Origin of the sequence: Hydrotalea lipotrueae (genome assembly GCF_019249625.1) — a bacterium.
GTDB classification, from domain to species: domain Bacteria; phylum Bacteroidota; class Bacteroidia; order Chitinophagales; family Chitinophagaceae; genus Hydrotalea; species Hydrotalea flava.
Genome location: NZ_JAESDL010000001.1, coordinates 396,236 through 418,586, shown reverse-complemented (window position 1 = coordinate 418,586; position 22,351 = coordinate 396,236). Strand labels below are relative to the sequence as shown.

Sequence of the window (22,351 nt, the reverse complement as noted above, 5' to 3'; positions counted from 1 at the left end):
AACCATTTTTTAGCCTGTAATTCTTTACAGCAAAGGATTATAGCTATTTTTAAGTTAAGTTTTGCCGGACAATAATGTAAAAATATATTATTTATATTTGGTTGGTTTCGAAAATAAATTAAGTTGCTATAAATATTTTTTTATAGTTGTAATCATTTTTAATACCGTAACACTGGCATACGGAATGTTTACCACATATTCGTATTTCAATAAATCATTTTCATTTCCTTTCGCCACTGCGTCATCAATTATATCCGGATAAACGGCAATAATATTATTGGCAATTTCTTTTGGATAAGGTGCAAACCGGCCATATTGTGAACCATTAAAAATTCCAAATACCGTGCAATTTACTAAAGCCGCTAAATGAATGGAGCCGGTATCTACTGACAATAAACATTTGGCTTGTTTCAATACCAGCAATAAATCGGGCAGAGTGGTTTTATTGGTTAAATTTTTTACCGGATGTTGGTATTCTTCTATAAATGCTTTGCAATAAGGTTGGTCTGCCCCTGAGCCGCAAACAACGGCCACCCATTTGTATTTTTCGTATAGATAATTACTTACTTCAACAAAATTTTCAGTAGGCCATATACGCTGTGCGCTTCTGGAACCGGGAAAAACTACAAAATAGTCATGAAATAGTTTTGACGGAATATCAGAGTGAATGTTTTCAATAGAAAATTCAGGTTTGTTGATGAGGCTTTTTGTTGCTGTTACAAATTCCGTAAATGCTTTGTTTCTGTAAAATTCAAAAACAGGCTTGTCCATTTCCGGCATTAATTGTTTATACAATTTAAAATCGTAAATATTTTCATACCCTGCATAATTTTCTTTATTGCGGAACATGCCAATGGTTACACGGGCTTTTGCAACTTTTACAATACTGTCATCAATTCTTTTTGAACGGGAATAAATAGGATTAATAACGATATCATATCGTTCCAAATAAATATTGCGTAAAAATTGAAAACGATAATACATATTGGTTTTAAAAGCATGCTTGTGCAACCAGATAGCTCTGGAAAAATAATTCTTTCCTTTTAAATTAAAAAGTGTTCTAACCGAAGTATTGCCCACAAATTCAATGGTATAGCCTTTTAGTAAGTGACACTGTGTTAATTCAGGTATAAACGATTGCCATAATATAAAATCGCCAATTTCATCAGTACGTATAATCAATGCTTTGGGGGTATCTGACTTTTTTCTCCTGCCTGCCAATGCAAGTAGTAAAATCAAATCATATATCAATCCTTTTAAAAAATTAAGCATCTTAAAAAATATATTTTATATCATGATGATTTTTTTTGAAACCATTTTTCATATAACTGCATGGCATCCGGTGTTAAATTCATAATAAAGATACCAACTAAGAAAATAATAGAAAACAATGCGGAACGAAGTATAATTCCTGTCCAGCCATTAATGGGATGAAACAGTAAATAACTTACCATAAATGCACCAACACCCAATACTATGGCCAAAATGGTTTTGCTGTTAAAAGGTTGCATGTTGAATTTTCTTCGTAAAAATTCAAAGCGTATAAAATTGTAAATAGTGTAAGAAGCTAACTCGCCCACAGCCGAGCCAATAATGCCGTAATGTTTAATTAAAAACCAGGTTAAAGGTAAACGTAAGGTTAATAAAATCACCCCACTGTTAAAATCAAACTTCCAGTAAGTTGATGTATTAATAACTACATTATTTACACCTGTGCCGGCATCTACAATTCTGGCCATACCCAAAATAAACAAAACACCCAGGCCTGATTTGTATTTATCCTGCACATGCAACACCTCCATGCCCTGTGCCACATTCAGCCAAATGTTACCAAATATAAAAAGGGCTAACAGCAATAAATTGATACAGGAACGAACATAAATTCGGTTAATTTCCTTAAAATTTTTATCCTTCCAGGCTTTGGCTAAATAACCGGTGGCTATGGCCTGAATGCTGCGTTGCGGTACCTGCACCAAATTGGCTGCATATTGCGATAACCCAAAAATACCCACCGATACCAGATCTTGAAAATGCGCAATAAAAACACTATCAATGGTTGCGGCAATGGAGCTAATGAGGGTACCTCCAAAAATAAATGCCTGCATGCCCATCATTTTTTCCCAAAATTTTTTGGTTACCCGGCTCATTTGCAAGGGCAAATACAATTGTTTTATTTTTCGCAAATACAATACCAACACCACAAAAATAAACGCATATAAAAAAGTAAATAACCAAATAAAAGTTTCGAAACGGATAATTTTAAAATAAAACAGCAAAATGAACACAGTGGTAACCATGCGCATGACCGTTTCTTTCAAAAAATTAGCAATAATGGTTTGATGAATGGCCCAGCAATAGGCTTCTAATACAGAAAACAATAACATGCCCAAAGCAAATGGAAACATTAAATAATAAAAATCTACAATTAAAGGCGATTTTTGCTGATAGGCATGTACAATAACCGGCTGAAAATAAAAACCCACAATTAATAAAATAAAAAATCCGGCTAATGCAGTTCCCATTGCCCAGGTAACAATATCAATTTTTTGTGCTGGAAGATTGTCTTTGTAATAAGGATAAAATTTATAGATAACCGGAATGATACCTAAGCTGGAAAAAATGTACATGTTTTGCCCAAAATCAAAAAAAATGCGGGTTAATCCAAACTGCTCGGGGGTAAATGAACCATTAGTTACATAAAAATAGGTATTCAATGCACCTACTAAAAAACCTATGTACACTAAAAGGCTCGAAATAATGGTTTGATGCCGGATACTACCCATAATTGTGGTTGCCGATTGATGAATGCAACATAATGCGTCAAATTTATGTATTCAAAATACAAAGAAGGCGAAATAGACAGAATATATTTATGCAAAACAGTTTATCTTGCCGCAGTTACTTTATTGATATGGACTATGGTTTCAAATGATTTTAACCCCACATTCCGTCATCCTTTGTATTGCATTAGAAAGGGATTGTACAACAAAATAAAGGTGTACTGTAAGGAACTGACCGGAAAATTATTGGATTTTGGATGTGGGGCAAAACCCTATCAATCATTATTTAGCCATGTTGAAACCTATATTGGGGTAGATTATAATAGTGGCGGACATACCCATCAAAACGAATCGATTGATTTTTTTTATGATGGGGAAACGCTTCCATTTAAAACGCATCAGTTTGATAGTTTATTCAGTTCAGAAGTGTTTGAGCATGTTTTTAATTTAGAAGCTATTTTGCCGGAACTTAATCGGGTATTAAAGCCCGGTGGTAAAATGCTGATTACTTGTCCGTTTGCCTGGGAAGAACATGAAATTCCGGTTGATTATGCCCGATATACCCAATTTGCACTGAGAGATTTATTAGAAAAAAACGGATTCAAAATAATCATCATCGATAAAAACGGCCACGCTTTATCTACCATTCACCAAATGCTGATGGTGTATTTACACGACGATTGGTTAAATAGAGTTTATGTAGTTTCCCGATTTAAATTGTTTAAAAAAATAGTACGACAAATACTGGTACCTTTTTTAAATCTATTATTTATTTGCACGGAGCCCATTTGGCCAAAAAACCAACGGTTATATTTAAACACCATTGTTTTGGCTGAAAAAATAGGCGATAGCCTGTAAATATTATATGTAAATGAATCTGACTAAAACAAAAATAGCTTATACGGTTTGTTCGGCCAACCATTTGGCATATGCTAAAACTATGGCCGATAGTTTGTTATCGGTTGCTCCCGAATACACTGTAATTATTGGTTTGGTGGATAGAATAAATGGTCGTTTTTCTGTTGCTGAATTTTTACCTCATGAAGTAATGGAAGTGGAACAAATTGCTGTTCCAGAATTTGATAACATGAGCCGGCAGTATACTTTAATTGAATTGAATTGTGCCATGAAACCATTTCTGGCGCAGTATATATTTGCTTCAAAAAAACCGGATATTTTATTATACATAGATGCGGATATTTTTTTCTATCATTCTATATCAATCATTGAAGAAGTTTTAGAACAGTTGCCCATTATTATTACGCCGCATTTTTTTACACCCATTAACGATAATGCATTGCCGATGGAAAGGGATGTATTAAGATCAGGAATTTATAATGCCGGTTTTATTGCCTTAAAAAATAATGCTATTACCCATTCATTTTTACAATGGTGGGCCGAACGGCTGAAAAATCAATGTTATTATAATTTTGCAGAAGGCATGGCGGTGGATCAAAACTGGTTAAACTTAGTACCGTTGTTTTTTGATAAAGTGGCTGTTTTGCAGCATAAAGGTTACAATGTGGCCTATTGGAATTTACATGAAAGAAAGCTTTCTATTCGAAACAATACAGTATGGGTTAATGATACAGAACCACTTATTTTTTTGCATATCAGTGGTTATAAGTTTGAAACACCCGAAATTTTATCGAAACATCAAACCCGTTTTCAATTGGGCAACTTACCCGTTCTTAAAAATTTGTTAGCTGATTATCGCCAATTGGTTTATCAAAATGGCTATTCACAATTCATTCAAATGCCTTGTTATTTTGCTAAACCCGTTAAAAAATCAACGGGCATAATGGCATTCGTTAATAAAATATTACTACCATTGCGCATTAAAATTACGAACGCTTAAAGTTTGTGTATTTGCAGCACCATTACCACATTGTAATCAATTTCGCAATTGCTGCTGAATAATAATTTGGTTTGAAGATTGGGAATGCGTTTTAATTGTTGCAGCATAAATTCAAATCCCATGTCTTTATGTACATGATAGGGGTTAAGTGGTTGCCCAATGCGGTTACAAATGGCTTCATATTTTTCCTGATTGGGGAAAACCAAAATCAGGTTACCTCCATTTTTGAGAATACGAATAAATTTTCGAAGAACCTGCGCTGTATCGGGTACATCTTCAATGAAGTGACTGCTGTACACATAATCATAGGTATTATCGGCTACCGGTATTTCATCTTTAATTACATCACAAGGTATATCTACTTTATCCTTACCTGCATGCGCATAAGGTTGCGGATAATCAATGCCATCGCAATCTACTTTTTTTATTTTATCGCCCCCAAAGCCAATATCGCATCCTTTACCAACACAATAGGGCAGTACCCATTTACGTACCTTAGCTGTTTCAGACGGATGTTGAAACTAAATGCCGAACCATCTGGATAAGGTACCTTTAATTTTACGGTTAACAAAGGTTTCAAAATTCATTAGTATTTATTTAATTAATAATCCTTTTAATGCATCTATTCTGAATTGGATAACGGGCCATGCCTTTGCGGGATTACCCTGCAGCGTATATTGAATGGCTAAAATAAAGGCTGCGCCTAACTTAAAACAATATTCTATCAGTTTTTTAACATAAGCCCAACGGCTAATAGCCAAAACCCTTCTTCTTTCGCCACGGCCAATTCCACTGGCCACTCTATACATGTATTCTTTCGTTAATTTATTTACTTCTACCACATGATGCACAATAATGCCGGGATGATAATAAATTTTTTTTCCAAGCGCCTGCAGCCGATAAAAAAAATCTTTACCTTCTCCACCAATACGCATAGTACCCACAACACCGGGCAGGTTTTTATTGAACCCACCAATGGCTTTAAAATCGGCGGTTCTAATAATCATATTTGATTCTAACGGATATTTTCCCTGCTGAAAAACGCAAATGTTATTGCTATAATCAAAATTTCCTACCAATGAAGCCACATAATAACTCATCCACTTCGGTTCTTCCGGAATATATTTGGGAATAATTCGCCCACCGAGACCACCTGCATCAGTATGTGTTTCAAAAAAATCAACAATTTTTTCCAGATAATCCGAATCAGCAATGGCGTCATCATCCATAAAACAAAGTAAACTACCCTTTGCTAAATCGGCACCCGTATTGCGTGCAAATGAAGCACCCTGCTGCGTTTCATTTAAAAAATAAAAAGCATATTGCGAATGGTCAGCAATAAACTTTTTACAAATCTGCTCAGTATTATCGGTTGAATTGTTATTCACCACAATTACTTCAAACCAATTTTTATTGAAAGTTTGTTGCACCAGACTTTCTAATGCTGCAGCAATGTATGCAGCACGGTTATAGGTACAAATTACTACAGATATTTTAATGATAGGTTCCATGTAAGTTTTCTAAAACAGTATGTGCCTGTTGTGCAATATTACCCCAATAAAATTCATTATAAAAAGAATTGGGGGTATTATCTGTTGAATGGTTGTATTGTAAAACCCTGTTCGCAAACGCAACCGGATCATTATCGGGTACCAAAATCAATTTTGTTTGCGCAAAGTTTTGCGGAATACCTCTGGCACCGCTATGTGTAGTAATAACAGTGGTATTTTGAGCCAGGGCTTCTACCAATTTGGTTTTAATACCCGTTGCCATTGATCCGGGTAGAATCAATGCATCTACACCGGCATTGATGGCTGTTATATTTTCAACAAATCCTAAGTAGCGGATTTCGGGGTATAGCATAAATTTTTGCAACCATGCATCGGGCAGCATTTTACCGCAAATAAAAATACAAAAATTAAATTTATTTTTTCGTAATATCGGTATAATGGTATCCGTAATTTCTATTAAAACTTCAACATTTGGTGCATAGTTTAATGTTCCGTTGAAAAGCAATAAACAGGTTGTTGCAGGAAGATTCAATTGTTGTAGTAATTGGTTTCTTACTGCCTTTTTTTCTGTGTCAGTTGGCGGTGTCTGCACATCAGTGCCATAACGAATGATTGAAATTTTACATGTGTTTATACTCCATTTTTCTAATGCATAAGCTGCATCTTCTTCGCATTTAAAAAAATTATGGTTACACAATTGATGCACCCATTTTTCGTATCGGACATATATTTTCCAATATTTACGATGTTGTATTTTAAACCTTTCTGCTTCAATATTGTGTGAATGAATAATGAAAGGCTTATGTGTTAATAAATGCAACAAATAGCCATACCAGCCCCAATAAGAATGTTCTATAATAATTACATCAATATTCTCCCTGCGAATTAACTTTACAACAAAAAACAGTTTTAAAATATTCAGCAAACCTTTGCCTTGCGGAAACAGGTTATTGTATTTTTTAGGAAAAGGAATATCGGATAATTGATTGTTTTTTGATGCTACAATAACAACATTATCTAATTGAGAAAGGTATTCATAAAACTGCGCAATACCTTTCTGGCCACCCATTTGTGCGGGAAATACTTTATAAGAAATAAGCGCTAAAACATTCATGCTTAGGCAGCATCATTTTGTTTGCCCTGTTTGAAGGAACTTACAATGGCACCTATTAATAACAGCCACACCAATGCAGAGGCCCCAATGGCAATTTTAGTACTGTTGTAATAAGAAGCAGGTTTAAACTCAAACACAATATCATGTTTCCCGGCAGGAATGGAGAGGCCTCTTAATACATAATTGGTTTGTATAATCGGTGTTTCTTTCCCATCAATATAAGCTTTCCATCCACGGTTATAATATATTTCACTAAACACTGCAAATCCATTAGTGTTACTGTTAGAAGTATAATGAATGATATCATTATCATTTTTTACTAAGTGAATAGTTGCAGTAGAATCGGCTGTGCCGGTATAGGTTACCAGTGATTGATCTGCAAGCTCTACAATGGCTGTATCTTTTGGCGTAAAATGATCTAAAGATTTCATTACAGCTGCAGGCCCGTTTACAAATTGTACCGTTTTTACAAACCAGCAGGGCCCCAGTGCATTGGGATTTAATTGTACTTCTGGTTTATTAGTAGCAGGATTATTAACAATAATGTATTTGGTATTTAACATATTTAATACCTGCATATTCATGGGTTGTTTCCGTAATTGAAAGTTGAGTAGGTCTTCAACAATACTAAGTTTAGCAGGATGATAACCTCCAACTGAATGAAAATGATAGGAGGTAAGTGCATCATTAAAAACATCCTGCGTTAAATTTAAAACCCTGTAATAAGAAGTATCCTTCATAATTTGCAGATCGGCAGCAGTGGGCTTAAAATAGGTGTCATCAATGGTGTCTTCATCCTGAAAATTTTTATCACTGAAATAACGCCTGTCAATACTAATATTATCTGCTGCAATTAACACCACAAAGGCAGCAATAGCATAGGTTGCTTTCAATTTATTTTTTAAGTAGAAGAATATACTTGCTGCCGCCAGTATTACAAAAATGATGGAACGTATTAAATCGGTTGCAAATAAACTTCTTCTGTCGGCTATTAGTGCATTGTAAATACTATTTGATTCAATAGCATTGCCTTGGGTTAATTGGTTGAAATAGGTTTTTAAATTGGCGTCTGCCGGTGCAGCATAATCAAAACTAAAATACAATAGAATGGCTAATACAAAAAAAGCACCGGTAATAATCAGTGTTTTCTTTAAAGCCAAAATGGCCAATAATTTATCTTTTGTATCAAAAAACAATTGTTGCAATACCATTACAGCTACCAGTGGAAAAGTGAACTGAGGAATCACCAGCGTCATGGTTGGCACTCTGAATTTATTGTAGAGTGGAAGATGGTTGAATAAAAATTCATTGAAGAACATTAAGTTTTTTCCCCAGCTCATCAGCAAGGCAACTATCGTTAATGCCAGAATCCACCACTTATGTGGTGTTTTTAAATATACCATTCCAAAAATAAATAGTAAACAAAGTACTGCACCCAAATACACGGGGCCACTGGTAAAAGGCTGACTGCCCCAATAAGAGGGCATACTTCCGGCAAATTGTGCAGCCTGGTCATCTGGCACGCCTTTTTGTTGTAAAATTTTTGCAATGTGTGAATCGCCGTTTAACTCACCATTAGATGCACCGCCATATACATCGGGTATTAAAAGGGTAAAACTTTCGGCACGGCCATAGCTCCAGTTAAATGCATAATCAATGGGTAATCCGGAATTTTTTCTGGTAGTATTGGCATGGTTGGTGGTATCTAAATTCAGGGTGCCATTGCGCATGGTAGCTTTAGAATAATCGTTGGTGGTGGCCAAACTTACCAAATTGCAGGTTGCACCAATAGCTCCGGCTATCAATGTTAAAACCAGCGCTTTTACAAGATGTTGATAATCTTTTGCTTTGAGCCATTGAATGATAAATCCAATGGTCATAAATCCGGCAATAATGATAAAATAATAGGCTATTTGTAAATGATTTTGTGCAATCAGTAAAGCACTGAACAAAGCTGTAAGCGCAGTACCCCACCAATATTTTTTTTGATAAATTAGCCATATTGCACCCATTAATGCGGGTACATAACCTAATGCCAGCATTTGTGTATCATGCCCTGCGGCAACAATAATGGCTGAAAAAGAGGCATAAGCATAACCAATACTTCCGCCAATGCCTATCCACGGATTGATGCGTAGCACCTGACTCAGGAAATAAAACGAAATGCACAATAAAAAGAAAAAACCAATGGGTTTGGGTAAAAACAACATGAAAAGCGGATGTGCATATACTACAGAAACCGGATTGGCTGCTGTGAGAATAATTTGATAAGCCGGCATTCCTCCAAAAAGGTTGTTATTCCACAAAGGGTATTTGCCGTGGGTAGCTTTATATTGAATTAAATCCTGTGCCATACCTCTCCAGTGAATTACATCGCTTTGCTGCAATACTTTTCCTTCTAAAGTGGGTTTGGCAAACAGAACCGCAATAATTACAAAAATTACAATTGCTATTACATGAGGCAATAGCTGTTTCCAATGAACATTTTTCATGTGTTTCTATTTTTTTTGGTACCTGCAACTGCCTGAATTATTTTTCAGTAAATAAGCCTTTCCGCTCATTGCTATTGCATTTATGCTATTTACTTGCTGCCATTTTAAACTTTCCATCATTCTTATTTCAACTAAAAATAGATGGATGGAAAGTTAGTGCGGCATCAACTATTTTTATGAAAAGCAAATTAATGCTATTTTGAACGAAATTTTAATATGCAGAATATTTTATTCTTAAACAGGGTTGCCCTAATGGGTAATCTTGCATTTATCATAGCAATTGTAATGCGTTTTTGGGGTGATATTTTTCAAAATGAAACAATCAGTAGTTATGTCATTACTGCAGGATTTGCTGTAATTGTTCTTAACTCAGTTCTTTTCATTCTATTTCTATATAAAAAGAGTAGGTTTTATTTTCAACCGGTTCCGGCATGGTTGATGATTACCAATTTGGTTTTCTACTTAACAGAACTGTGGTTCTATTTTACTTTTGTACTTTAAGCACACTTACTTTTGAGTATTTGCTATCAATTGCTGATTCAATAACATTTCTACCACCACTTTATCAATGGGTAAGTGTACCGATTCTATAGTTAATTCGGAGAGCGGCAACCAACGTAACATTTCATACTGCCCATTTACATCTGCAATTTGTTGGGGTGTGAACTGAAATGGAGTTGCTGCAGTTTTTAAGTTGCATATTTCAGAGATGGGTGCAGTTATTTTATAATAAATAGACATAATTTGATCAACCGTATTGAATGCAGAAATTTGAAAAAAATCGGTGGTATAAAAATGATCCTGAACTACAATGTGCAAACCGGTTTCTTCCAAAAATTCACGTTGTAAACAATCTCTTGTTCCTTCACCTAATTCTAATCCACCGCCCGGAAATTTGGTAAAATAATTGCCCCTTATATATTCATCACTTACCAATATGCGTTGGTGCCGGTCAATCAACAAACCGTACACCCGAATGGTAAATTTTTGTGGTTTGGGTAGTGTTTGATAAGCAATGGGCTGATGCATCATATTCATTTAAAATTGCAAAGGTATTTCCCCTTTAAATACAAAAGTTGCCGGTCCGCAAAGCCATATATTGGTAAATGTTTCGCCCAATTTATCAAATTCAACAGCTAATTTTCCGCCCAAAGTATTTACTTCAATTCTGTTAAACCCGGCTTCATTGTGAGCAAATACCAATGCGGCAGCAGTAACACCGGTTCCACAACTCAGGGTTTCATTTTCAACCCCTCTTTCATAAGTTCTAACGGTAATGGTATCTGCATCGGTTACTTCTACAAAATTTACATTGATACCTTCTTTTTCAAAATCTTTACTGAATCGAATGGCTCTGCCTTCTTTAAATACTTCATAATTGGCAATATCCGTTACTGTTTTAATATAATGCGGTGAGCCGGTATTTACCAAAAAATCGCCATAATAGCGTTCTATGGTATCTACATTTTTCATCAACAAATCTACCCATCCGTTTTTTTCGAAATGAGCTTCATGTGGGCCATCAATGGCTTTAAAATGATATTTTTCTTTTTTTAGGCCAATATCATACGCAAATTGTACTAAGCAACGGCCGCCATTTCCACACATGGTACTTTGTTTGCCATCAGAATTATAGTACACCATTTCAAAGTCAAAATCTTTGCTATGGCTTAACAGCATTAAGCCATCAGCTCCAATTCCAAATTTTCGGTTACATAAAAAATTAATTTGCTCTGTCGTTAATTGAATGGCACCATTTCTATTGTCAAGAATAATAAAATCGTTTCCGGTTCCCTGATACTTATAAAATGTTAACTGCATAATTTAAAGAGTGCTGATAATTGCTAATGCTTTTTTGATTAAATTTTCTACGGCCATTGCGCTATTTTTACTAAATTCTTTACGGATTCGGTTGGCTACAATAACATTTACGGATAAACAATGGTGACCTAATAATTTACCCAATCCATAAATTGCGCTGGTTTCCATTTCAAAATTACTGATTCGGTGCTGTCCGCAGCTAAAACTGCTAAAATTATCTACCAAACCGGGATTGGATAAACCCAAACGCAGTACACGACCCTGTGGGCCGTAAAAACCGGGGCATGTAACCGTAATGCCATGATGAAAGCCCTTTACAAAATGTTTCATGATGCTGATACTGCCTGTAGCCAGATAGGGCTGAATATTTCCGGATAACTGGGTATGTTCTATAAAATGTTTTAAAATTTGTTGTTCCTCTTCATTGTTTACCTGACGATAATAATGCAACAAATTGTCTAAACCCAGCCCATGTGTGCCCACTACAAAACTATCTACCGGAATATCGGCCTGTAAAGCTCCGGAAGTACCTAAACGAATTATTTTCAACGTACTTAATTCGGGTTTAATGGTTCTGGTTTCAAAATCAATGTTTTTTAATGCATCTAATTCATTCAGTACAATATCAATATTATCGGGTCCAATGCCGGTAGAAAGTACCGTTAATCTTTTTTTCCCGATAAAGCCGGTATGGGCAATAAATTCTCTGTGTTGCCTTTTTATTTCAATTGAATCGAAATGCCTGCTTACTTTTTCAACACGGTCCGGATCGCCTACAGTAATAACGGTATCTGCCAGTTCTTCCGGTCTTAGGTCAATGTGATAAACAGCGCCTCTGCTGTTGATAATTAATTCAGATGGTGCAATACTATTCATGTACTTTTTTTGAAGTTGCAAAATTAGAATTTTGTATTTAGTTACGATGCTTTATTTTCGCAGCCCGAATGGTCCTGTGGCCGAGTGGCTAGGCAGAGCTCTGCAAAAGCTCGTACAGCGGTTCGAATCCGCTCGGGACCTCTCATCAAACAAAGGATTACAACAGTAATCCTTTCTTGTCTTTATGAAGTATGCACAAACTATTGGAATTATTGCGGCCATATTGATGGTAGCTGTGTGTTTTATGCCCTGGATTTACATTCCATCCTTACAACTAACCATTAGTGGTGTACATGGAACAGTGAATGAACAATTTACTTTTGGAAAGCAAATTCTGGCACAGAGTTTTTTTTCTGTATTGCTGATTGCATTTTTTGCATTGCCAAAAGTTTGGGCAAAACGAACCAATTTATTTGTAGGCTTTATTAATATGGCATGGGCCATTAAAAACTTTACCTTGTTTTCATTATGCCGAGAAGGCGAATGCCCGGAAGTAAAACCCGGCCTGTATATTACAGTGGGCTTAGCTGTAATTGTATTGCTGATGACTTTATTACCCAGATTAAAACTGCCTGCCGGATCAAAATAAATAACTCATCAACCATCAATTAATTTGGCAATGCCGAAGGCTGCGGCTGCAGCGGCGGCTCCAATCAGCATCACACGAAGACCTCCTTTCCACGGGTTAATGCCGGTTATTTTACTTTTGAAATAACCGAAAATGTATAGACAGATTAAAGTAACAATAACAGAAATTTTTAAACCATTGAGCGCATCGGTAACGAAGAAATAGGGGCTAAGGGGCACTAGGCCGCCCACTACATATGATAATCCGATATTAAAAGCACTTTTCCCTGCTCTTTTGGGGTCTGGTTCTTCTAAACCAAGTTCATGCTTCATCATAAAATCAACCCATTTGTTTTTATCTTTTACAATTTCCTGCATGGCTTGCTCTTGCAACTGCTCACTTAAACCCCAATTTCTAAAAACCTCCCGCACTTCTTCTTTTTCTACTTCTGCTTTGTTTTCAATTTCCCAAAATTCTTTTTTCTGTTCACTGTTATAATGATCCTGCTCAGTTTTGCCTGCTAAATAGCCCCCCAGTCCCATAGCAATGGAGCCGGCTGCAATTTCTGCAATACCGGCAATCCATATTAAAGTTACCTGATTGCCAACCGCACCACTTAAACCGGCAGCCAAAGCAAATGGAACGGTTAGTCCATCGCTCATGCCAATTACAATATCCGTTAATAAATCTGAGCTTTGTAAATGCTCTTCTTTGTGGTGCAGGTGGTTTTGTATCATTACTGTAAAATTACTTATAAACAAATATTCTAATGAAATGATTGTAATGTTTTACTGATAATTTCAACCGCTTCCACAATTTGGGGTGCTGTAATGATGAGCGGTGGTGCAAAGCGAATTTTATCGCCATGTGTTGGTTTGGCCAATAAACCATTTTCTTTTAAAGCTAAGCAAATATCCCAGGCTGCATCCGGATTAGGGTGTTGTATTACAATGGCATTTAATAAGCCTTTGCCCCGAATGGTTTGTACAAACGGATTTTTGAGTTTAGCCAGTTCTTCCCGAAAAATAACCCCCATTTTTTCTGCATTTTCTACCATGCCTTCGTCTTTTATTACCTGTAGTGAAGTAATAGCTACGGCACAGGCCAAAGGATTACCACCATAAGTGCTGCCATGTTCGCCGGGCTGTATGTTTAGCATGATTGCATCATCACATAATACAGCACTAACGGGCATGGTGCCGCCACTTAAAGCTTTTCCTAAAATCAAAATATCCGGTCTTGCATTTTCATGATCACAGGCCAGCATTTTCCCGGTTCTGGCTAAACCGGTCTGAATTTCATCGGCTATGAATAATACATTATATTCTGTACACAATGCGCGAACCCCCTTTAAATAACCCTCATCCGGTACAACCACACCTGCTTCGCCCTGAATGGGTTCTACCATAAAAGCAGCTACATTTTTATCCTGAAAAGCTTTTTCTAAAGCAGCTAAATTATTGTAAGGTACCAATTCAAATCCGGGCATATAAGGCCCAAATCCTTTATAACTGGATGGATCGGTAGAAGTGGAGATGGCTGCCAATGTTCTGCCCCAGAAATTACCTTCGGCAAAAATTATTTTCGCATTGTTTTCAGGTATTCCTTTTTTGGCATAACCCCACCTGCGAGCCAATTTTACCGCTGTTTCGCCACCTTCAACACCGGTATTCATGGGTAAAACCTTATCGTACCCAAAATATTCAGTGATGTATTTTTCATATTCACCCAAAACATTGTTGTAAAAAGCTCTGGAAGTAAGGGTAAGTTTTTGTGCCTGTTGCAATAAACTGTTAATAATTTTAGGATGACAGTGCCCTTGATTGACTGCCGAATAGCCACTTAAAAAGTCGAAATAACGCTTTTGGTCAACATCGTATACAAATACACCTTCGCCTTTTTCTAAAACTACCGGTAAGGGATGATAGTTGTGTGCACCGTATTTTTCTTCTAAAGAAAGATAGTAAGCACTTTTATGGGATAATTGTTGCGTTAACATAAAATTCTTTTTAAAATTTGAGGAAATCACATAAACCTGTTACATGGTAAAAAATACCAGAACAATAGCTTATAATAAATAACAATAAGATTTGAGAATAATTAGATAGAAGGTTACCCCAAGGGATGATCTAAAAAATCGAGGTTATATTGCAGAAAGTGTTTCATGATTTATTGCTTGCAAGTTACGAATAATTGGTACAGCTCAAAAAAATTTAGTAAATTTCTCTGCAATATTTGTTTTGGTTCTTTGCAAAATTTTTACTGAAAGCGGATAGATTGAATGAAATGAGTAGTAATGTGTATAATTTAGCTTGATTATTACGGCAAAATCTATATTTCCACGGCATGTGTATATTTTCTCTAAAAAAGATGTGATTAATATGGATATTTCATTTGTGTTCCTTACCTTTGCCGTCCCGAAAAAAAATAGCATCATGGCAAGAGTATGTCAGGTTACAGGAAAAAAACCATTAACAGGTAACAGCGTTTCACATTCTAACATTAAAACAAAACGCCGTTTTCTGCCGAATTTACAAACAAAACGTTTCTTTTTTGCAGAAGAAGACCGTTGGGTTACTTTAAAAGTATCTTCAGATGCCATTCGTACCATTAATAAAAATGGTTTGGCCTCTGTTATTAAACAATTGAGAGCTGACGGAGTAAAAATTTAATTAAACCAGTAAATTACCCATTACAATGGCAAAGAAAGGTAATAGAGTACAAGTAATATTAGAGTGTACCGAGCATAAAACATCAGGAATGCCCGGCACCAGTCGTTACATCTCTGTAAAAAACAAAAAAAATACTCCTGAAAGACTGGAGCTGAAAAAGTACAACCCTATTTTGAAAAAAGTAACTGTTCATAAAGAAATCAAATAACCATGGCAAAAGCAGCAAAAACAGCGATTAAGACTAAAGACCAAAAAGCCGCCGCTGAAGCAAAGAACTGGACAAAAGTGATTAAACCCATCCGCAGCCCTAAAACCGGCGCTTATACATTTAAAGAAGCCATTGTGCACAAGGATAAGGTGAAAGATTTTTTGGCCAAATAGTTTGATTGCTATAATATAATTTCTTGTAAAGCTTTCCTTTTAGGAAGGCTTTTTTGTTGTGCTGCCAGAAAACAATCAATACTTTTTTATAAAATACCATTGTACAATATGTTATTGATTTCTTTTAATGCAATTGCACAAAAAATGATTTTTAATCTTACTTTGTGCCTTTAAACATTTTTTGATATTTATTCTATTAACCATGGGATTTTTTGATAAATTATTTGGCAAGAAGGAAAAAGAAAGCTTAGATCAGGGATTGCAAAAAACCAAAGAAGGGTTTTTGTCAAAAATTTCTAAAGCAATAGCAGGAAAAAGTACCATTGATGCATCTGTTTTAGACAATTTAGAAGAGGCATTAATTAATGCCGATGTTGGTATTGATACTACACTTCAAATTATTGAACGAATTGAAGAAAGGGTTAAAAAAGAGAAATATGTGGGTACATCTGAATTGAATCATTTGTTAAAGGATGAAATTCAAAATGTATTACAGGATGCTGATGAAACGTATAAAAATTTTGAAATTCCTGCCGATAAAAAGCCTTATGTAATTTTGGTAGTTGGGGTGAATGGGGTTGGTAAAACAACCACTATCGGAAAATTAGCACACAATTATACCAAAGCAGGTTATTCTGTTTTATTAGGGGCAGCAGATACATTCAGGGCAGCTGCTGTTGATCAGCTTACCATTTGGAGCGAAAGAGTAGGTGTTCCCATTGTAAAACAAGCCATGGGCAGCGATCCCGGTGCGGTAGCATTTGATGCGGTAAAAAGTGCGGTGGCAAAAGGGGTTGATATTGTGATGATTGATACAGCGGGAAGGTTGCATAATAAAACTCATTTAATGGATGAACTTTCAAAAATTAAGCGGGTTATTCAAAAAGTAATACCAAATGCTCCACATGAGGTAATGTTGGTTTTAGATGGCTCAACAGGACAAAATGCAGTAGAGCAAGCCAAACAATTCACCGTTGCAACTGAAGTGAGTGCAATCACCATTACTAAGTTAGATGGCACTGCAAAAGGTGGAGTAGTATTGGCCATTGCCAATCAATTTAAAATACCGGTAAAATTTATTGGTGTGGGTGAGCAGATAAATGATTTATTGGTATTTGATAAAAAAGAATTTGTAGATAGCCTTTTTACTTTGCAGGATGCATAGCCAATAGCATTCAGTAAACTTAAACTATAAAAAAAGTTTGAGGTTAAAACTAACCCCAAACTTTTTGATTAAATGAATAAATTTAAGTTAAAAGGCATAACGAATACCGAGTCCGCCCCAGCCTCCTTCAAAATAAGAATACCCAACCAAATTAAATGAAGGCTGCCAGTCGAAACTAACGTTGATGGGAGCACCTTTAATTTTATAATCCAAACCCAAAACGCCATCAATACCAATGGCTACTGAATTATCACGGTATGGATAGTCTCTTTTCCAGTTATCATTATATGAACCAATATGTGCGCCGGGACCAACATACCATTTTAAACCCGGTGCGCCATTAATATCACCATGTATTTCATACAAACCGGTTAATCTAAAACCATACTGCCAAAAATAACCCAATCCCTCAATAGCATTATTGCCATTTACGAAATGTTTTACAGAAACAGCACCCGGATAAATTTTTAAACCTACTGCTGTTTGATAAGAACTGCTTAAATTTTGGGCTTCTGTTTTAGCAATACCCAGTGTTAAAATAATCAGGCTCAGGATGAATATTTTTTTCATAAATAATATTTTAGCAAAATTATAAAAAAATCGTGCCAAAATTTTGTGCATAAAACTTTGATTCTTACAAGTTTATTTGAATTTTTTCCTGTTAGTTTGCGGTATGCATACATTTGAACAACTTACTGAACAATTTGGTAAATATTTTTCAGTGCATCATTTTCCAAAAACGCCTGAAACATTATATGAGCCCTGCCACTATTTTTTACAAATTGGCGGCAAAAGAATCAGGCCGGTTTTTTGCTTAATGGGTAACGAACTTTTTGGCGAAATTCATGAAGATGCATACCGTGTTGCTACGGCTATTGAACTGTTTCACAATTTTACTTTAGTGCATGATGATATTATGGATGAAGCAGATTTACGCAGAGGAATGGCCACTGTACATGCTAAATATGGTAATAACACGGCTTTGCTGGCAGGTGATGTAATGGTAATTAAAGCCTATCAATATTTAGAGCATATTCAAAATGATTTTCTGAAACACATTTTGTATATTTTTAATAAAACAGCAGTTGAAGTTTGCGAGGGGCAACAATTAGATATGGATTATGCGCATGCAGCACACATTGAATTAACCGATTATTTAAAAATGATTGAATTAAAAACCTCTGTTTTGCTGGCGGCAAGTTTAGAAATGGGGGCCATTATTGGTGGTGCAAGCGAAGGCAGTTGTAAACATTTATATGCTTTTGGAAAAAATTTAGGTATCGCCTTTCAAATTCAGGATGACTATCTGGATGCTTTCGGGAATCCTGAAAAATTTGGCAAAGCGGTAGGTGGCGATATTAAACAAAATAAAAAAACTTTTTTATTGTTACATGCATTAGAAGTAGCATCACCTGCACAAAAAACAGCATTGATGCAACACATGCTGGGTAATGAACCTGATAAAGTTGAAAAAGTTTTAGCCATATTTAAAGATTGCAATGTGCACGAATGGGCCAATGCTTTAAAAGAACAATACTTCAATATAGCACTGCATCATTTAGAAGAAGTTGCTGTGCAAAGTGTGCGCAAAAAACATTTAAAAGAGGTTGCGGCTTTCCTCATACAAAGAGATTACTAATTTAATGCTTATCTTACCTTTTTTATAAAACAGACAATTGCATGTCTACATTGTTTAGAAAAAAATCAATTGAAAAAATTGTTGCTGATTCAGAAGCAGGAATTAAGGATGGTCATCAACATTCACTGAATAAGGTACTAACGGTTAAGGATTTAACATTTATGGGCATTGCTGCCATTATTGGTGCAGGTATCTTTTCAACAATAGGAACAGCAGCTTATAACGGTGGGCCCGGTATAGCATTTCTTTTTATTATTACTGCGGTTACTTGTGGCTTTAGTGCTTTATGTTATGCTGAATTTGCCAGTAGAGTACCCATTGCAGGAAGTGCATACACGTATGCCTATGTTAGTTTTGGTGAATTAGTTGCATGGATTATTGGTTGGGCACTTATTTTAGAATATGCTATTGGAAATATAGTTGTTGCCATTAGCTGGAGTGGCTATTTTAATAATTTATTGGTGGGTTTGGGTATTCATTTGCCTGGTTGGCTGTTAACAGATCCTTTCACAGCAGCTAAAGATTTTCAGGAAGCAACTATTTTAACAGCATCGCATCAACCTTTACCACAACATTTATTGTCTGCAACAGATACCTGGATGCAGGCTCCTGTTCTGTTTGGTAAACACCTGCTCATAAATCTTCCTGCATTTATCATTGTAGTGTTAATTACAACGTTGGCATATATAGGTATAAAAGAGAGTAAAAAATCAACCAATTTTATGGTGATTTTTAAAATCATCGTCATCCTATTTGTAATTGCACTCGGATTTTTTTATGTGAAAACAGATAACTGGGTGCCCTTTCTGCCAAATGGATTTGGTGGTGTGTTAGCAGGGGTATCTGCTGTTTTTTATGCCTATATTGGCTTTGATGCTATTTCTACCACTGCTGAAGAATGTAAAAATCCTCAACGCGATTTACCACGGGGGATGATTTATTCTTTAATTATTTGTACGGTACTCTATATTTTAATAGCATTGGTATTAACCGGTATGGTACATTATTCTGAACTGAAGGTAAATGACCCATTGGCATTTGTGTTTAGTAAAATCAGCTTAAAATGGGTGAGTTATATTATTTCAATTAGTGCAGTAGTGGCAACTACAAGTGTAATGCTGGTTTTTCAGTTAGGTCAGCCGCGTATTTGGATGAGTATGAGCCGTGATGGATTGTTGCCCAAAAAGTTTTCTCAAATTCATCCAAAATTTCAAACACCGGCCTTTGCAACCATTATTACAGGATTATTGGTTTCTATCCCTTCATTATTTTTACCGAGTAGTTTAATGACCGATTTAACCAGTATTGGAACTTTGTTTGCTTTTGTGTTGGTTTGTTTTGGTGTATTGGTATTGCCACGAATGCAAAATACTACACAGGGCCGATTTAAATTACCTTACATCAATGGAAAGTATATTATCCCAATACTGTCCATGATATTTATTATCGGATTTCATGAACGCTTTACTGATGCATTTCAACATCTTAACTCAGAAAGTTATCAGGAAATATTATTTATCGTTTTTGTTTCTATCACAGTAATTGTTTCCGTGTTAAGCTTTATCAGAAATTATTCAGTTATTCCTGTTTTAGGTGCATTATTTTGTTTGTATTTAATGATTGAAATTCCTGCCATTAGCTGGTTGTGGTTTTTTGTATGGATGGGTATTGGTTTATGCCTGTATTTCTTTTATGGAAGAAAACACAGTAAGTTAAGAACCGAAATTTAACTAATGCAGCAATTTCGTTTTTACATAATACAACCGCTCAACTAATGCTGAACGAAATAAGTCGGTCTGATTTTTTTGAATGGAGATTGTTTTCCAATTCGTTGTTGGATATATTTTAATATGTTCACCTGGTGGATTCCATAAACTCAATGGCAAATTGAATGTAGGCAAACAATTACTCCATCTGCAACGAATGGAATGATTTACTGAATCCATCTGATATTCCAAAACAGGTATTTGCGTGGTTCGTAAATATTGATCGAAAACATATTGATAATTAAACCCTGCATGCTGATTGATGTAATTTTCAATTTGAGCCGAGGTAACCGTTTGATGGTAAAAAACTTTATTTAACCCGTGCAGTATTTTCCGAAATAGAACATCATTATGCACAGAGTGGCGAATAGAATGTATTAATGCACTGCCTTTATAATACATATCGCTACTGCCTTCTTTGTTTACCCCATAGGGGCCAATAATGGGTTTATCATTCAAAATATTTTTTCTGCTGCCTACATTATAATCGGTACCTGCTTCTTTTCCGTAATAATATTCGGTAAACAATGTTTCGCTGTAATTGGTAAATCCTTCGTGTACCCACATATCGGCCACATCTTTGGTAGTAATATTATTTCCAAACCATTCGTGCCCGCTTTCGTGTACAATAATAAAATCCCAACGCAAACCCCATCCCGTTCCACTTAAATCGCGCCCTAAATAACCGTTTTTAAAATGATTGCCGTAAGCAACAGCGCTTTGGTGTTCCATACCTAAATGCGGCGCCTGTACCAACTGATACCCATCTTCATAAAATGGATAAGGCCCAAACCAATACTCAAATGCCCGTAACATTGGTTTTACCTGTTTAAATTGCTGCCAGGCAATACTGCTATCATAATCCAAAACCCAATATTGAAGCGTTAATAATCCTTTTGCCCCCAACAGCGTATCTCGTTTGTTTACGTATTTGCCTATATAGGGAATAATGTCATAGTTATTAATAGGATTCACCACTTGCCAGGTATATATTTTTTTGTTGAACGAAGTGTTTCCTGTAAAGATTAATCTTCCATTCCCCACTGCCATTAATGTATCCGGAGCAATGATAGTCAATGTGGCTCCATTATCGGGTTCATCTCCCTGATAATCTTTACACGGATACCAAACACTGGCGCCTAAACCCTGACAGGCAACACTCATCCACGGCCTGTTCAATGAATCTTTCTTCCAAATCCATCCACCATCCCAGGGTGGACGAACGGCTTCCCGAGGCCGGCCATGATAATACACGGTAATTGAATCATGGAATCCCATACGATGCGGAATAGTGTTTTTAATGAAAATTACATTATTGGTTCTTGTAAAATAAAGAATGCGTTTGTGCTGTACAATACTGTCTACTTCCAAAGGCTGTTGTAAATCAATCTGCATGGTGGTAACCGGCTTTACTACAGCATATTGAATGGTAACTTTACCCTGAATGGTTTTCGTTTCAAAATCAGGATTCACTGAAATGGAATAATGTAAAACATTCCACCAGTTTCGTTGTGCATTATCACTGCCTCTTAATGTATCGGCATGGGTAAAATTATTTTTAGCTTGTAATAATTGTCCAAAACCCAATACTGGAAATACGATAATTAGCGTGGCTAATAAAAATTTATTGTGCATCTTTATTATTTAAAAATTTGAAACGCCTATGCGGGCATTAAAGTTCATACAAAAATACGGTTTCACAGAGTGC

At 35.8% G+C, this 22,351-nt stretch carries 22 protein-coding genes and 1 tRNA gene; 10 read left to right on the top strand and 13 right to left on the bottom strand.

Annotation, left to right across the window (positions count from 1 at the left end):
• Positions 1–126 precede the first annotated feature (126 nt).
• Together JK139_RS01910 and JK139_RS01905 are read right to left on the bottom strand one after the other, a co-directional pair.
• Positions 127–1,272: a glycosyltransferase family 9 protein gene (locus JK139_RS01910; protein WP_218330443.1), complete on the bottom strand. Its 1,146-nt coding sequence runs from the start codon at positions 1,270–1,272 to the stop codon at positions 127–129.
• A gap of 20 nt (positions 1,273–1,292) precedes the next feature.
• The gene (locus tag JK139_RS01905) at positions 1,293–2,783 is read right to left on the bottom strand and encodes a lipopolysaccharide biosynthesis protein (protein ID WP_218330442.1); all 1,491 of its coding nucleotides are present in this window, start codon (positions 2,781–2,783) and stop codon (positions 1,293–1,295) included.
• A gap of 45 nt (positions 2,784–2,828) precedes the next feature.
• Between JK139_RS01905 and JK139_RS01900 the strand changes: the two genes are divergently transcribed.
• The gene (locus JK139_RS01900) at positions 2,829–3,638 is read left to right on the top strand and encodes a class I SAM-dependent methyltransferase (protein ID WP_218330441.1); all 810 of its coding nucleotides are present in this window, start codon (positions 2,829–2,831) and stop codon (positions 3,636–3,638) included.
• A gap of 13 nt (positions 3,639–3,651) precedes the next feature.
• On the top strand, positions 3,652–4,638 hold the full coding sequence (locus JK139_RS01895; RefSeq protein ID WP_218330440.1) for a glycosyltransferase family protein: 987 nt from the start codon (positions 3,652–3,654) through the stop codon (positions 4,636–4,638).
• Here the strand turns inward: JK139_RS01895 and JK139_RS01890 are convergent.
• From JK139_RS01890 to JK139_RS01860, 7 genes are all read right to left on the bottom strand, one after another.
• Entirely contained in the window at positions 4,635–4,979 is a 345-nt protein-coding gene (locus JK139_RS01890) for a class I SAM-dependent methyltransferase (protein WP_394369749.1), read from the bottom strand. The genes JK139_RS01895 and JK139_RS01890 overlap by 4 nt on opposite strands.
• Positions 4,980–5,231: 252 nt before the next feature.
• Positions 5,232–6,149: a glycosyltransferase family 2 protein gene (locus JK139_RS01885; RefSeq protein ID WP_218330439.1), complete on the bottom strand. Its 918-nt coding sequence runs from the start codon at positions 6,147–6,149 to the stop codon at positions 5,232–5,234.
• Positions 6,133–7,263: a glycosyltransferase family 4 protein gene (locus JK139_RS01880; protein WP_218330438.1), complete on the bottom strand. Its 1,131-nt coding sequence runs from the start codon at positions 7,261–7,263 to the stop codon at positions 6,133–6,135. The genes JK139_RS01885 and JK139_RS01880 overlap by 17 nt, the downstream gene beginning before the upstream one ends.
• Before the next feature lie 2 nt (positions 7,264–7,265).
• On the bottom strand, positions 7,266–9,755 hold the full coding sequence (locus tag JK139_RS01875) for a YfhO family protein (protein ID WP_218330437.1): 2,490 nt from the start codon (positions 9,753–9,755) through the stop codon (positions 7,266–7,268).
• 507 nt (positions 9,756–10,262) lie between these two features.
• Positions 10,263–10,787, bottom strand: a complete 525-nt coding sequence (locus JK139_RS01870) for an NUDIX domain-containing protein (RefSeq protein ID WP_228733078.1) — start codon at positions 10,785–10,787, stop codon at positions 10,263–10,265.
• A 6-nt stretch (positions 10,788–10,793) separates the two neighbouring features.
• A complete protein-coding gene (gene dapF / locus JK139_RS01865; protein WP_074417715.1) occupies positions 10,794–11,576 on the bottom strand; it encodes a diaminopimelate epimerase in 783 nt (260 codons plus the stop codon).
• A 3-nt stretch (positions 11,577–11,579) separates the two neighbouring features.
• The gene (locus JK139_RS01860; protein ID WP_074417714.1) at positions 11,580–12,452 is read right to left on the bottom strand and encodes a nucleoside phosphorylase; all 873 of its coding nucleotides are present in this window, start codon (positions 12,450–12,452) and stop codon (positions 11,580–11,582) included.
• Between the two features lie 70 nt (positions 12,453–12,522).
• On the opposite strand from JK139_RS01860, the gene JK139_RS01855 reads away from it, so the two are divergent.
• Positions 12,523–12,593: transfer RNA gene (locus JK139_RS01855), tRNA-Cys, on the top strand.
• Between the two features lie 43 nt (positions 12,594–12,636).
• Positions 12,637–13,041: a hypothetical protein gene (locus JK139_RS01850; protein ID WP_074417713.1), complete on the top strand. Its 405-nt coding sequence runs from the start codon at positions 12,637–12,639 to the stop codon at positions 13,039–13,041.
• An 8-nt stretch (positions 13,042–13,049) separates the two neighbouring features.
• Here JK139_RS01850 and JK139_RS01845 read toward each other — a convergent pair whose 3' ends face one another.
• Positions 13,050–13,757: a VIT1/CCC1 transporter family protein gene (locus JK139_RS01845; RefSeq protein ID WP_074417712.1), complete on the bottom strand. Its 708-nt coding sequence runs from the start codon at positions 13,755–13,757 to the stop codon at positions 13,050–13,052.
• 29 nt (positions 13,758–13,786) lie between these two features.
• Positions 13,787–15,019: an ornithine--oxo-acid transaminase gene (gene rocD, locus JK139_RS01840; protein ID WP_218330436.1), complete on the bottom strand. Its 1,233-nt coding sequence runs from the start codon at positions 15,017–15,019 to the stop codon at positions 13,787–13,789.
• 436 nt (positions 15,020–15,455) lie between these two features.
• On the opposite strand from rocD, the gene rpmB reads away from it, so the two are divergent.
• The 4 genes from rpmB (at position 15,456) to ftsY (ending at position 17,238) form a co-directional block, all read left to right on the top strand.
• A complete protein-coding gene (gene rpmB / locus JK139_RS01835; RefSeq protein WP_068248283.1) occupies positions 15,456–15,692 on the top strand; it encodes a 50S ribosomal protein L28 in 237 nt (78 codons plus the stop codon).
• 25 nt (positions 15,693–15,717) lie between these two features.
• The gene (rpmG, locus tag JK139_RS01830) at positions 15,718–15,900 is read left to right on the top strand and encodes a 50S ribosomal protein L33 (protein ID WP_068248002.1); all 183 of its coding nucleotides are present in this window, start codon (positions 15,718–15,720) and stop codon (positions 15,898–15,900) included.
• A 2-nt stretch (positions 15,901–15,902) separates the two neighbouring features.
• Entirely contained in the window at positions 15,903–16,073 is a 171-nt protein-coding gene (locus JK139_RS01825; protein ID WP_074417709.1) for a DUF4295 family protein, read from the top strand.
• A 202-nt stretch (positions 16,074–16,275) separates the two neighbouring features.
• Positions 16,276–17,238: a signal recognition particle-docking protein FtsY gene (ftsY, locus tag JK139_RS01820; protein ID WP_218330435.1), complete on the top strand. Its 963-nt coding sequence runs from the start codon at positions 16,276–16,278 to the stop codon at positions 17,236–17,238.
• 87 nt (positions 17,239–17,325) lie between these two features.
• On the opposite strand, the gene JK139_RS01815 is transcribed toward ftsY, so the two are convergent.
• Positions 17,326–17,808, bottom strand: a complete 483-nt coding sequence (locus JK139_RS01815; RefSeq protein ID WP_074419179.1) for a hypothetical protein — start codon at positions 17,806–17,808, stop codon at positions 17,326–17,328.
• Between the two features lie 103 nt (positions 17,809–17,911).
• Between JK139_RS01815 and JK139_RS01810 the strand changes: the two genes are divergently transcribed.
• Both JK139_RS01810 and JK139_RS01805 read left to right on the top strand, forming a co-directional pair.
• On the top strand, positions 17,912–18,877 hold the full coding sequence (locus JK139_RS01810; RefSeq protein ID WP_074419178.1) for a polyprenyl synthetase family protein: 966 nt from the start codon (positions 17,912–17,914) through the stop codon (positions 18,875–18,877).
• A 41-nt stretch (positions 18,878–18,918) separates the two neighbouring features.
• Positions 18,919–20,607 (top strand): amino acid permease, encoded by a 1,689-nt coding sequence (locus JK139_RS01805; protein WP_074419177.1) that lies wholly within the window; start codon positions 18,919–18,921, stop codon positions 20,605–20,607.
• On the opposite strand, the gene JK139_RS01800 is transcribed toward JK139_RS01805, so the two are convergent.
• Positions 20,608–22,278 carry a M1 family metallopeptidase gene (locus JK139_RS01800; RefSeq protein ID WP_218330434.1) on the bottom strand — a complete coding sequence of 557 codons (1,671 nt, stop codon included), beginning with the start codon at positions 22,276–22,278 and terminating at the stop codon, positions 20,608–20,610.
• Positions 22,279–22,351: the final 73 nt, after the last annotated feature.